Origin of the sequence: Streptomyces sp. NBC_01116, assembly GCF_041435495.1 — a bacterium.
Classification (GTDB): domain Bacteria; phylum Actinomycetota; class Actinomycetes; order Streptomycetales; family Streptomycetaceae; genus Streptomyces.
Window position 1 is genome coordinate 507,521 of record NZ_CP108644.1, and the last position, 12,689, is coordinate 520,209.

11 protein-coding genes are annotated in these 12,689 nt (G+C 73.7%); 8 read left to right on the top strand and 3 right to left on the bottom strand.

What is annotated here, in order from left to right; translation table 11 throughout:
• Nucleotides 1-4 precede the first annotated feature (4 nt).
• A complete protein-coding gene (locus OG245_RS02040) occupies nt 5-208 on the top strand; it encodes an MbtH family protein (protein ID WP_371621812.1) in 204 nt (67 codons plus the stop codon).
• Complete coding sequence (locus OG245_RS02045) at nt 205-1,665, top strand: DHA2 family efflux MFS transporter permease subunit (protein WP_371621813.1); 1,461 nt, start codon at nt 205-207, stop codon at nt 1,663-1,665. The genes OG245_RS02040 and OG245_RS02045 overlap by 4 nt, the downstream gene beginning before the upstream one ends.
• A 96-nt stretch (nt 1,666-1,761) precedes the next feature.
• Here the strand turns inward: OG245_RS02045 and fes are convergent, their stop codons facing one another.
• A complete protein-coding gene (gene fes, locus OG245_RS02050; RefSeq protein ID WP_371621814.1) occupies nt 1,762-3,066 on the bottom strand; it encodes an enterochelin esterase in 1,305 nt (434 codons plus the stop codon).
• Between the two features lie 14 nt (nt 3,067-3,080).
• Nucleotides 3,081-5,459, bottom strand: coding sequence for a Fe(3+)-hydroxamate ABC transporter permease FhuB (gene fhuB, locus OG245_RS02055; RefSeq protein WP_371621815.1), 2,379 nt, complete (start codon nt 5,457-5,459; stop codon nt 3,081-3,083).
• A gap of 99 nt (nt 5,460-5,558) precedes the next feature.
• Here fhuB and OG245_RS02060 point away from each other — a divergent pair, with 99 nt between their 5' ends.
• From OG245_RS02060 to OG245_RS02085, 6 genes are all read left to right on the top strand, one after another.
• Nucleotides 5,559-6,389, top strand: a complete 831-nt coding sequence (locus OG245_RS02060; RefSeq protein WP_371621816.1) for a 2,3-dihydro-2,3-dihydroxybenzoate dehydrogenase — start codon at nt 5,559-5,561, stop codon at nt 6,387-6,389.
• A gap of 85 nt (nt 6,390-6,474) precedes the next feature.
• Nucleotides 6,475-7,680, top strand: coding sequence for an isochorismate synthase DhbC (dhbC, locus tag OG245_RS02065; RefSeq protein ID WP_371621817.1), 1,206 nt, complete (start codon nt 6,475-6,477; stop codon nt 7,678-7,680).
• Nucleotides 7,677-9,326: a (2,3-dihydroxybenzoyl)adenylate synthase gene (locus OG245_RS02070; RefSeq protein ID WP_371621818.1), complete on the top strand. Its 1,650-nt coding sequence runs from the start codon at nt 7,677-7,679 to the stop codon at nt 9,324-9,326. Before dhbC ends, OG245_RS02070 begins: the two co-directional genes overlap by 4 nt.
• Nucleotides 9,327-9,355: 29 nt before the next feature.
• Nucleotides 9,356-9,988, top strand: coding sequence for an isochorismatase family protein (locus OG245_RS02075; RefSeq protein WP_371621819.1), 633 nt, complete (start codon nt 9,356-9,358; stop codon nt 9,986-9,988).
• Nucleotides 9,989-9,993: 5 nt separating this feature from the next.
• Entirely contained in the window at nt 9,994-10,224 is a 231-nt protein-coding gene (locus tag OG245_RS02080; RefSeq protein ID WP_361336792.1) for a phosphopantetheine-binding protein, read from the top strand.
• A 107-nt stretch (nt 10,225-10,331) separates the two neighbouring features.
• Nucleotides 10,332-10,784, top strand: coding sequence for a hemerythrin domain-containing protein (locus OG245_RS02085; protein WP_371621820.1), 453 nt, complete (start codon nt 10,332-10,334; stop codon nt 10,782-10,784).
• Nucleotides 10,785-10,850: 66 nt separating this feature from the next.
• Here OG245_RS02085 and pgm read toward each other — a convergent pair whose 3' ends face one another.
• The gene (gene pgm, locus OG245_RS02090) at nt 10,851-12,494 is read right to left on the bottom strand and encodes a phosphoglucomutase (alpha-D-glucose-1,6-bisphosphate-dependent) (RefSeq protein WP_371621821.1); all 1,644 of its coding nucleotides are present in this window, start codon (nt 12,492-12,494) and stop codon (nt 10,851-10,853) included.
• Nucleotides 12,495-12,689 lie beyond the last annotated feature (195 nt).

Sequence of the window (12,689 nt, forward strand, 5' to 3'; positions counted from 1 at the left end):
ACCGATGAGCGACGCATCCGCCAACCCCTTCGACGCGGACGGGGAGTTCCTCGTCCTGGCCAACGTGGAGGGACAGCACTCGCTGTGGCCGCTGTTCGCGGCGGTGCCCGAGGGCTGGTCGACGGTTCACGGCCCGTGCGCCCGCCAGGACGCGCTGGACTGGATCACCACGCACGGGGACGGCCCCGTCCCCGTCTCCGCGCGGTGAGCGGGCTGCTGATCCGGCCCCGGATACGTCCGCGGGTCGCGGTCGTCCTCGTCTACACGGCCGCGATGTGCATGAACGGCCTGGACTCGACGATCGTGAACCCGGCGCTCTACACGATCGCGGGCGACTTCGGGCGGCCGCTGTCGGCGGCGAACACCGTGGAGACGGCCTTTCTGGTCGCGCTCGCGGTGGGGCTGCCGGTGGCGGGCTGGCTGGGCGACCGCTTCGGCACGAAGCGGGTGTTCCTCGGCGCGCTGACCGCGTTCACGATCGCCTCCGCGGTCTGCGGTCTGGCCCCGGACCTCACCACGCTGGTGGTCGCCCGTGCCGTACAGGGCCTGGCGGGCGGGTTGTTGACCCCGGTCGGGATGACGCTGCTGTTCCGGGCGTTCCCGCCGCACGAGCGGATGAAGCTGGCCAAGGTGCTGATCGTGCCGACCGCCCTGATGCCGGCGCTCGGTCCGCCGCTGGGCGGGCTGCTCACCGAACATCTCTCCTGGCACTGGCTGTTCTTCGTGAACGTGCCGATCGGAACGGCCGCCGTGCTGCTGGGCCTCTTCGGGCTGCGGGAGCATGTCGAGGGTCCGGAGGGGAGGTTCGACACGGTCGGCTTCTGGCTGGCCACTCCGGCGCTGGGTCTGCTGACGTACGCGCTCGGCTTCGGCCCCTCGCAGGGCTGGACGCGGCCGGCCGTCGCCGTGAGCGCGGCCCTGGGGTCCGTCCTGCTGGTGGCCGCCGTCCTGCACCAGGTGCGTGCGGGGACGCCGTTGCTGAGGCTGCGGCTGCTCGCCGACCGGGTGTACGGGCCGGCCTCCGCGCTGGCCGGGGTGACGGCCGCCGGGCTGATGGGCGTGCTGTTCGTCTTCCCGCTGCTCTACCAGGCGAGCCTGGGCGCCTCGGCGCTGGACGCCGGGCTGAGCGTGTTTCCGGAGGCGGTGGGGCTGATGCTCGCCTCGCAGGTGGTGGACCGGCTGCTGCCGCGGCTCGGCCCCCGGCTGCTGACCGTGCCGGCGCTGCTGGTGGCCGCCGCGGTCTTCGCGACGCTCGCCGTGCCCGGGGTGGCGGAGAACGCGTGGAGCGTGCGCGGGCTGATGTTCCTGATCGGCCTGGTGCTCGGCACGGCGGTGCTGACCGTGCAGATCTCCGGATTCGCGACGATCGCACCGTCCGACATGGGTCAGGCGATGGGCCTGTTCCAGATCGTCCGCACTCTGGGCGGCGCGGTGGGCATCGCCGCCTGTGCGGCGGTGATCGGCGGCGGTCATGTGACGGAGGCCGCCGATCCGGGTCCGTACCGCACCGCGGTCTGGGTGACCGCGGCGCTCGTCGCGGCCGGGGCCCTGATCGCTCTGCGGCTGCCGCGCGAGGCCCCGCAACCGCCGCCGTTCGACGACGAGGACACGCCGCCGCCCGGTGAGGACCCGGCGGCGGAGGAGGCCCCGGTCGTCAGGGGCTGAGCGGGCACGGGGAAAGGGGGCGGGGACGGCACCCGGAGGGGGATGCCGTCCCCGCCCCCTTCTTCGTGCCCGGGACCGGGCGGTCACGGCGTGGGCTCAGCGTCCGCCGAGCAGCTCCGCCAGGCCGTCGGCGAGGCCGCCGCGCCAGCAGGCGTAGTCGTGGCCGCCGTTGAACTCCCGGTAGCGGACGTCGTATCCGCGGACGCGCAGCACATTGCGGAGCCTGCGGTTCTCCGCGAGGAGCATCCATTCCTGGAGGCCGACCTCCAGGTGGAGCGTCACCGGCCTGCGTTCGGCCCGGGCGTACTGCCCGGTGAGCCACTCGCTGCCGCGTGCGTCGTCGGGCCACCAGAAGGAGCCGGACTGGGAGAGCGCGAGGCCGAAGCGGCCGGGGCGTCGGAAAGCGGCGAACGCGGCGGTGAGGCCGCCCGCGCTCTGTCCGGCGACGACGGTCCGTGCGGCGTCGGCCCCGGCCCCGTACTCCCGCCCGGCCCAGGGCAGCAGGGTGTCCGCCAGCCAGTCGACGAACGGGGCGCTGCAGGCCAGGTCCTCCATGCGCCGGCCCATGGTGTCGACCAGGACCGCGACGGTGGGGGGCAGGTCCCCGTCGGCGTGCAGGTTGTCGAGGATGTCGCCGACGCCGAGGACCGGGCCCCACATCTCGCCGTCGAGGAGCACGGCGAGCGCGTACGGGCCGCCGTCGGGGCGGTGGCCGGGCGGCAGGTGGACCGTGATCCGGCGGCCGTCCACCTCGGCGTCGAGCGTGCGCCCCCGGTCCACGTCGTCGCGCCGCCGGGTCCGCGACTGGGGCGGGGCTTCGGGGAGTTCGAGCACGGAGGCGGGGTTGCGGCCGTCCCGGGAGGGCAGTGGGGCGCGGTCGTTGAGCGGGTCGGGTTCGGCGTGGTCGAGGACCTGGAGCCAGGCGGCCCGGTCGGCGCGCAGCGCATCCTCGCGGGTTCCGTCGGTGGCGTGGAACTGGTACGAGGCGCGGTGGTCGGCGCGCAGCCGGTGGCTGATCGCCCAGACGCCGGTGCCTTCGACGCGTTCCATCAGGTGCGGGGCGAGGTCGCCCGCGTGCCGGTCCTGGTCGGTGACCGTGTGGAGGAGGGCCAGGACGTGGGTGGCGGGGCGTTCGGGGTCCTCACGACGGACGAAGGTGACGAGCCGGTGGCCGGGGTCGCCCTCGGGGTCGGGCTCGACGAGGGGGGCGCCGGCGGTGCTCACGTGGCTCCAGAACGCCTCCTCGGCGTCGGGGCTGCCCGCGGTCACGTCCTCGACGAGCGTGCGCAGGAGGGGACTTCGCACGGTGTGCGCCTCGGTTCCGGTCGGTCCCGCGGGTGCGGGAGGGGCGGGTGCGGCAGGGGCGGGCGCCGACGGGGTGCGGCGCTGCGAGCTGGTCATGTGCGGGCGGCCTCTCAGACGCGGGTGGCGGCGGAGCGGCCGAGCAGGACCCACAGCAGGAACGGGCCGCCGAGGACGGTGGTGACGATGCCGACGGGGAGTTCGACGCCGTCGAAGGCGATGCGGCCGAGGGTGTCGGCGGCGACCACGAGAACGGCTCCGGTGAGCATCGAGCCGACGAGCGGGACGCGCAGGGGTCCGGCGAGCCGGGAGGCGATGACCGGGGAGGCCAGCGCCACGAATCCGACGGGACCGCAGATGCCGACCGCGAGGCCCGCGAGGGCGACGGCCAGGAGCAGCGAGAGTGCCCGGACCCGGCCGGGGGCGGAGCCGAGCGAGGAGGCGGTCGCGTCGTCGAAGCGCAGGACACCCAGGTGGCGGGCGACGGCGAGGGCGACCGGGACCAGGACGGCGAGGCCGATGAGGACGGGGACGGCGACGGAGTAGCTGCGTCCGTTGAGGCTGCCCGAGGTCCATACGTACAGCGAACTGGCCGAGGAGAGGGATCTGCGGGACAGGACGACCTGGGTGATCGCGGAGGCCAGCGCGGACATGGCGAGGCCGACGACGAGGACGCGGTAGCCGCGTTGGCCGAGTCCGCCGGAGACGGTGGTGACGACGACGACGGCGGCGAGCGCGCCGAGCGGCCCGGCCCACCAGGCGCCGAAGGAGCCGGTGGCGCTGAGGGTGACGGACAGCAGGACGGCGGCGGTGGCCCCGTCGTTGACGCCGAGGAGTTCGGGGGTGGCCAGGCGGTTGCGGGCCAGGGTCTGGGTGAGGCAGCCCGCGAGGCCGAGGGCGGCGCCCGCGGTGAGTCCGGCGACGATGCGGCCGAGGCGGAACCTCTGCACGAGCAGGACGTCGAAGCGGTCGCCCTGGCCGAACACCGCCCGGAAGGTACGGCCGACGCCCATGTCGCTCTGGCCCGCGTACGCGGAGAGGACGACGGCGAGCAGGAGGGCCCCGGTGAGGGCGAGGGCGGCGAGGGCCGCGCGCCGGGTGACGAGCAGGGACAGCGGGCCGCGCCGCAGGACGAGCGTGTCGGCCGGGCGGACCGGGAGCGTCTTCGGGGCGCGTCGGGCGGGGCGGGGCAGGGCGATCCGGAAGCGGCGGGGGCGGTCGGGGGCACGCTCCTCGGTGGCCGGTTCCGTCATGCCCATCGAGGCCAGCTGCTTGGAGCGGACGATGGCGATGAGGACGGGCGCACCGATGAGGGCGACGATGACGGAGACGGGCGCCTCGAAGGGCCGGGAGACGACGCGGGCGGCGATGTCGGAGACCGTCAGGACGCAGGCGCCGATGAGCCCGGCGAGCAGCAGCCGCGCCGCGAGCCGGGTGCCGGCCAGGGCGCGGGCGAGGAAGCCGGCGAGCAGACCGAGGAAGGAGATGGGGCCGGCCAGCGCCACGGCGGCGGCGGTCAGGAGGGTGACGCCCACCGCGACGACCGTACGGATCACGGGTGGCCGGTGGCCGAGGCTCCGGGCCAGGTCGTCGCCGAGGGCGAGGGCGGAGAGCGGGCGGGCGACCAGGAGGGCGACGACGAAGCCGAGGGCCAGAACCGGGGCGAGGCGGCCCAGTTCGCCGAAGCCCTCGACCCCGGCGAGGGAGCCGAGGACCCAGAAGCGGAATCTGTCGTAGGTCTCCGCGGAGTTGACGACGATGACGCTGGTGAGCCCGCCGAAGGTGGCGCCGAGCGCCGCACCGGCGAGGACCAGGCGCATGGGCGAGCCGCCGCCGCGTCTACCGGAGATGAGGAGGACGAGGCCGCTGGCGACCACCGCGCCGACGAACGCGCAGACGAGGTAGGCGTAACCGGAGTCGAAGCCGAGGAGGGCGATGCCGGCGACGACGCCGAGCGAGGCGCCCGCGTTGACGCCGAGCAGTCCGGTCTCGGCCAGCGGGTTGCGGGTGACCGCCTGGAGCAGGCACCCGGCGACACCGAGGGCGGCTCCGACGAACAGCGCGGTGAGGGTGCGCGGGAGGCGCAGGTCGCCGACGACGAGGGCGAGCCGGGCGTTGTCGCGCGCGCCGTCCCGGCCCAGCAGGTAGTCCAGGACGCCGCCGGGGCCGACCTCGCCCGCGCCGATCGAGAGGGAGAGGGCCGTCAACAGCAGCACGGCGAGGGCCAGTCCGGCGACGGCCGCGACGACGGTCCGCCGTCGCGGGTCGGCCGTGGGGCGGGGGTCCTCGGGGCCGGCGGTGGACCGTCCGGTCTCCGAGGCTGTTCCGCTCCCGGTCTCCGAGGTTGTGCCGTTCCCGGTTACCGGGGCCGCCTTCCGTCGTTCGGCGGGCACGGCCTCCACCGTCCGGTCGACTTCGCCTCCATCCAACTGAACGGTCGTGGAGTCATGTTCGGGAGCCGAGGCCGTGGTCCCCGTGCGCGGCGTTTGCATAAGGTGAGGCTAGCCTAAGTAGATATCGACGGCTCGACACCTTCTGGGCGGTCGGTTCAATTTAGGTTACCCTTACCTAACACCCGGAGGAGGTTGCTCATGCCTGAGCACATACCGGGCAGAAGCGGCGAGTTCATCGGCCGCACTGCTCTGGTCACCGGTGCCGCACAAGGCATCGGCGCGGCAGTCGCCGACCTGCTCGCCACCCTCGGCGCCCGCGTGGCCGCCACCGATCGCGCCCGGCCGGGCGTCGAGGCGCTGGCCACCGAATGGGCCCTGACCCAGGAGAAACTGCCCGACGGCGAGCGCGCGGAGGGCAGCCTGACCCCGTACGTGATGGACGTCACCGACCGCGCTTCGGTGGAGAGCACCGTGGCCCGCGTGGAGCACCAACTGGGCCCGGTCGACGTCCTGGTGAACGTGGCGGGCATTCTGCGCCCCGGCCCGGCGGCCGTGCTCTCCGCGCAGGACTGGGCGGACACCTTCGCGGTGAACGCCACCGGCGTCTTCCATGTCTCCCAGGCCGTCGCCCCGCTCATGGCGGCCCGCGGATCCGGGGCGGTCGTCACCGTCGGCTCCAACGCCGCCGGGATCCCCCGGACCGGCATGGCCGCCTACGCCGCCTCCAAGGCGGCCGCCGCGATGTTCACCAAGTGCCTGGGGCTCGAACTCGCCCGCAGCGGCGTTCGCTGCAACGTCGTCGCACCCGGCTCCACCGACACACCGATGCAACGCGCGCTGTGGAACGGTCCGGGCGCCGAACAGCGCGTCATCGACGGGGACCCCTCGACCTATCGCACCGGCATCCCGCTCGGCCGGATCGCCGACCCCGGGGACATCGCGGAGACGGTGGCGTTCCTCGCCTCGGACCGCGCCCGCCACATCACCATGCAGGAGCTGTACGTCGACGGCGGCGCGACCCTGCGCTGACCGGCCCGGCCGCCCCTCGTTCCTGTCCTCACCTCCCATCCAGCCCCCCGCACCCGCTGACGGGACCATCGAGAATGGAGTCCCCGTGTCGACGGCATCCCAGGTCGCCACGCACACCGCCCCGGCCGATCCGGCCCATCCGGCCGTAGGAGCGGCCACCTCGCTGCTGGACGCCTACACACCGGGCGACCACTTTCTCGCCACCCCCGCGCGCACACTGCTCGCACGGGGTCCGGCCCTCCCTGTCCCGCACGACGAGAGACCGTTGACCGCACGGGTGGGCGCCACGCTCGCCGCGGCGGTCGCAGCCGGCCGACCGTCGCCGGTGGTCATGGGCGCCATCCCCTTCGACCACACAGCCCCGGCGGCCCTGAGCGTCCCGGAGTCGGTGCGCTGTGCGCCGCCGCTCGCCTCCGACCCGCTCATCGCCCTGCCCGCGAGCGCGTCCGCCGCGGGGAGCTGGCGGATACGCCCGGTGCCCGAGCCGGAGATATACGGCAAGGGCGTCGCAGCGGCCGTGGAGCGCATGTGGCGCGGCGAGTTCAGCAAGGTCGTCCTGGCCCGCACCCTCGAACTCACCTCCGAGGCCCCGCTCGACCTGCCCGCGATGCTCCAGCGCCTCGCCCGCCGCGACCCCTCCGGCTACACCTTCGCGCTGCCGACCGGCCCCGGGCGCACCCTCATCGGCGCCAGCCCCGAACTGCTCGTCTCCCGCCGCGGAAAGCGGGTCGTGGCCAATCCGCTCGCCGGGTCGACCCCCCGCAGCGCCGACCTCGCCGAGGACGTACGCCGGGCGGCCACGCTGCTGGAGTCCGTCAAGGACCTCCACGAGCACGCCGTCGTCGTCGACGCCGTCCACCAGGCCCTCGCCCCGTACTGCACGGAACTGACCGTGCCGCCCCGCCCGACGCTCATCCGCACCGCCACCATGTGGCACCTGTCCACCACGGTCACCGGCACCCTCGCCTCCTCCGACGCCTCGGCGCTGGAGCTGGCCTGCGCACTGCACCCGACGCCCGCCGTGTGCGGGACGCCCACTCCGACGGCCCGTCAGGTCATCGCGGAGACCGAGCCGTTCGACCGCGGCTTCTTCACCGGAGTGGTCGGCTGGGGCGACGCCGAGGGCGACGGCGAGTGGGTCGTCACGATCCGCTGCGCCGACGCCGAGGAGCGCACGCTGCGCCTGTACGCGGGGGCGGGCATCGTCGCCGCCTCCGAGCCCGAGGCGGAGACCGCCGAGACCGCGGCCAAGTTCCGCACCTTCCTGAGCGCCGTGGGAGCAGAGCTGTGAGTACGCAAGCGGCGCCGGCCTGGCCCGCCGAGTTCGCGGAGAGGTACCGGGCGGCCGGCTGGTGGCGTGGGGAGACCTTCGGGGAGATGCTGCGGCAGCGCGCCGAGGACCATCCGGACCGGGTCGCGATCGTCGACCCCGTGGCGGGAAGCCGGTGGACGTACGCCGACCTCGACCGGCGCGCCGACCGGCTGGCGGCGGGTTTCCTCGCCCGCGACATCGCCAAGGGCGACAAGGTGGTGGTGCAACTCCCCAACATCGCCGAGTTCTTCGAGGTGATCTTCGCGCTGTTCCGGATCGGCGCGCTGCCCGTCTTCGCGCTGCCCGCGCACCGCGAGAGCGAGATCACCTACTTCTGCGAGTTCACCGGGGCGGTGGCCTATGTCATCGCGGCCGAGCACGGCGGCTACGACTACCGCGAGCTGGCGTCGAAGACCCGCGCCAATGTCGGCACGCTGCGCCACGTGTTCGTCGCCCAGGGGGATCCCGGCGAGTTCGAGGCGTTGTCCGAGGTCGCCGAGGAGCCGGTCGGCTACGGCGGCCCGCGCCCGGACGACCTGGCCTTCCTCCAGCTCTCCGGCGGCAGCACCGGCGTACCGAAACTGATCCCGCGCACCCACGACGACTACATCTACTCGCTGCGGGGCTCCAACGAGATCTGCGCCGTCGACGAGCGGAGCGTCTATCTGTGCGTCCTGCCCGCGGCCCACAACTTCCCGCTCTCCTCGCCCGGTTCGCTCGGCACGCTGTACGCCGGCGGCCGTGTGGTGATGTGCCCGGCGCCCTCCCCTGAGGTGGCGTTCCCGCTGATCGAGCGTGAGGGCGTCACCATCACCGGGCTCGTGCCACCGCTGGCCCTGCTGTGGACGGAGGCGGCGCCGGGCACCGCGCACGACCTCGGCAGCCTGGACGTCCTGCTCGTGGGGGGCGCCAAGTTCAGCGAGGAGGCGGCCCGTCGGGTGCGGCCCGCTCTCGGCTGCACGCTCCAGCAGGTCTTCGGCATGGCCGAGGGACTGGTCAACTACACCCGGCTGGACGACCCGGTCGAGACCATCGTCACCACGCAGGGGCGGCCCATCTCGCCCGACGACGAGATCCTGGTCGTCGACGACGAGGACCAGGAGGTGGCCCCGGGCGGGACCGGACATCTGCTCACCCGGGGGCCGTACACCATCCGGGGCTACTGGAACGCCCCCGAGCACAACGCCCGTTCCTTCACCGAGGACGGCTTCTACCGCACCGGCGACATCGTGCGGGTCACCGACACCGGGTACATCGTGGTCGAGGGGCGCGCCAAGGACCAGATCAACCGGGGCGGCGAGAAGATCGCCGCCGAGGAGGTCGAGAACCACATCCTCGCCCACCCGGCCGTCCACGACGCCAATGTGGTGGCCGAGCCCGACCCGTATCTGGGCGAACGCGTCTGCGCCTACGTGATCCTGCGCTCGGGCGCGGGTCCGCTCAAGGCGGTGGCCGTCAAACGGTTCGTACGCGAACGGGGTCTGGCCGCCTACAAGGTGCCGGACCGGGTCGAGTTCGTGGACGTCTTCCCGCAGACCGGCGTGGGCAAGGTCTCCAAGAAGGACCTGCGCAAGGCCGCCGCCTGCACCACCTCCCCCTCCCCGTCTCCTGCTCCGTCCCACTGAACGACTCCCCGAACGGAATCCTCTCCACCATGGCACTGCCCGCCATCGCCCCCTATCCCCTGCCGGCCGCCGACGAGCTGCCCGCCAACCGGGTCGACTGGACCGTCGACCCCGCGCGCGCGGTGCTCCTCGTCCACGACCTGCAGAACTACTTCCTGTCGGCCTACGACCGCCGGTCCGCACCGGTGCCCGAACTCCTCGCCCACGTGGCCGAGTTGAAAAAGGACGCGGCACGGCTCGGCGTGCCGGTGCTCTACACCGCGCAGCCCGGCGGCCAGAGCGCCGAGGAGCGCGGGCTCCAGCAGGACTTCTGGGGCCCCGGACTCCCGGCCGACGAGCACCTGGCGGCCATCGCGGACGAGGTCGCGCCCGAGGCGGGCGACACCGTCCTCACCAAGTGGAAGTACAGCGGCTTCGTCCGCACCGATCTGCTGGAGCGCCTGCGCGAGCAGGGCCGCGACCAGATCGTCATCACCGGCGTCTACGCCCACATCGGCGTGCTCATGACCGCGTGCGACGCCTGGATGCAGGACATCCAGGCCTTCGTGGTGGCCGACGCGGTGGCGGACTTCTCGGCCGAGGACCATGCGATGGCGCTGCGCTGGGCCGCGGGCAAGTGCGCCGTCGTCACGACCGCCCGGACCGTCTTCGAAGGGAAGTGACCGCTGTGGCGCTCACGCTCGAACAGCTCCGTGCCGATGTCGCCGACGTCCTCGGCGAGGACCCCGAGGAGATCCCCCTCGACGAGAACCTGGTCGACTACGGCCTCGACTCCGTCCGCCTGATGTCGCTGGCCGCCGCCTGGCGCCGCGACCACGGCGTCGAGGTGGCCTTCGCCGACCTCGCCGAGAGGCCCGCGCTGGAGTCCTGGGCCCCGCTGCTCGGTGTGACCGGCTGACGCTGGGGCCGTCCATGGGCCCGGTGCTCCCGGCGGCACCGCCGCCGGCGCGTCGCCGGGTCACGGAGTCGGCGGGTGGCACGATCTCAGGGACGAGAGGACCGGGAATGTGCCACTACTGCGGGTGCCGCGATATCCCCCTGATCAGGGAGTTCATCGCCGAGCACGAGTCGGTCACCGATCTGGCCGGGGCGGCGGTGCGGGCGCTGGACGCCGGTGACCGCGACGGCGCGCGGAGCCTCGTGGGGCGCGTCGCCGTCGAGCTGCGGTCCCATGGGGCCGGCGAGGAGCGGGGGCTGTTCGCCGAGATGCGCGAGAACGAGGAGTACACGGCGTACGTCGACGCCCTCACCGTCGAGCACCGGGAGCCGGCGGACTTCCTCGACGCCCTCGACCTGGAATCGGCCCAGCAGCGGACCGCGTTAGTCCGGGCCGTGGACGAGCTCCACGCCCATATCGCCAAGGAGGAGGACGGCCTCTTCCCGGCGTCGCTCACCGAGTTGACCGGTGATCAGTGGGACCGGTCCATGGCGGCCTGGCGCGCGGCCCACCCGGGCTGAGCCCCGTACCGTGCCGTCCGGGGGCGGGGCGCACCGTCCGCGCCCCCGGGCGGCTTCCCGATCGGCTCAGGCGTCGCCCAGCGCCTCGGAGACCAGGGCCCGGGCCTCCTCCTGGACCCGGGCGAGGTGGCCGGGGCCCTGGAAGCTCTCCGCGTACACCTTGTAGACGTCCTCCGTGCCCGAGGGGCGGGCGGCGAACCAGGCGCTGTCCGTGCAGACCTTCAGGCCGCCGATCGGCGCTCCGTTGCCGGGGGCCTCGGTGAGCACGGCGGTGACGGGTTCTCCGGCCAGCGTGTCGGCCTTGACCTGCTGCGGTGAGAGCCGGGCCAGGACGGCCTTCTCCTCGCGGGTGGCGGGTGCGTCGACGCGGGCGTACGCCGGGTCGCCGAAGCGGCCGGTGAGCCGCGCGTAGTGCTCGGAGGGGGTGGAGCCGGTGACGGCGGTGATCTCGGAGGCGAGGAGGGCCAGCAGGATGCCGTCCTTGTCCGTGGTCCAGACCCGGCCGTCGCGGCGCAGGAAGGAGGCCCCGGCGGACTCCTCGCCGCCGAATCCCAGGCTGCCGTCGTAGAGGCCGTCGACGAACCACTTGAAGCCGACCGGGACCTCCACCAGGGTGCGGCCGAGGTCGTGGGCGACCCGGTCGATCATGGACGAGGAGACCAGGGTCTTGCCGATGCCGGTTCCGGCGGCCCAGCCGTCGCGGTGGGTGTACAGGTAGTCGATGGCGACGGCCAGGTAGTGGTTGGGGTTCATCAGGCCGCCGTCGGGCGTGACGATGCCGTGCCGGTCGGCGTCGGCGTCGTTCCCGGTGGCGATGGCGTACGCGTCGCGCTGGGCGATCAGCGAGGCCATGGCGTGCGGGGACGAGCAGTCCATGCGGATCCTGCCGTCCCAGTCCAGCGTCATGAACCGCCAGGTGGGGTCGGCGAGCGGGTTGACGACGGTGAGGTCGATCCGGTGGCGTTCCGCGATCCGCCCCCAGTAGGCGACGGACGCGCCGCCGAGCGGGTCGGCGCCGATGCGGAGCCCCGCGTCCCGTACGGCGTCGAGGTCGAGGACGGCGGGCAGGTCGTCGACGTACGCGGTCAGGAAGTCGTACCGGCGGGTGGTGTCGGCGGCCAGGGCCTGGGCGTACGGCGTCCGGCGGACGACTCCGAGTCCGGCCTCGATCAGGGCGTTGGCCCGGTCCTGGATCCAGGAGGTGGCGTCGGAGGCGGCCGGTCCCCCGTTCGGCGGGTTGTACTTGAAGCCGCCGTCGGCGGGCGGGTTGTGCGAGGGGGTGACCACGATGCCGTCGGCCAGGTGCTCGGTGCGGCCCCGGTTGTACGTGAGGATGGCGTGCGAGACGGCGGGGGTCGGGGTGTAACCGTCCTCGCCGTCGATGAGGACGGTGGCCCCGTTGGCGGCGAGCACCTCCAGGGCGGTGACCCGGGCGGGCTCGGACAGCGCGTGGGTGTCCGCGCCGAGGAAGAGGGGCCCGTCGGTACCCTGGCGGGCGCGGTAGTCGCAGATCGCCTGGGTGGTGGCGGCGATGTGGTCCTCGTTGAACGCGGCGGCGAACGCGGAGCCGCGGTGGCCGGAGGTCCCGAAGGCGACCCGCTGGGCGGGGTCGGCCGGATCGGGGTGGAGGGCGTAATAGGCCGTCACCAGCCGTGCCACGTCGACCAGGTCTGCGGACTGCGCCGGGTGACCGGCCCGTTCGTGCACCATCGGGGCTCCTCGTACGTCTTCGTCGTCGGCCGGCCCGTGGGGGGACGGGCCCGGCGCACCGGGGAAACGATCACCCCGGTCCGTACCCGATTCTGCTCTCCCGACCGCCCGTGTGCGCGACCGGTTCACGCCTTCCTCGTGTCGCTCCCCGGCCGGAGCGGCGCCGCGCCCCCGGTCCGGAGCGGACCGGGGGCG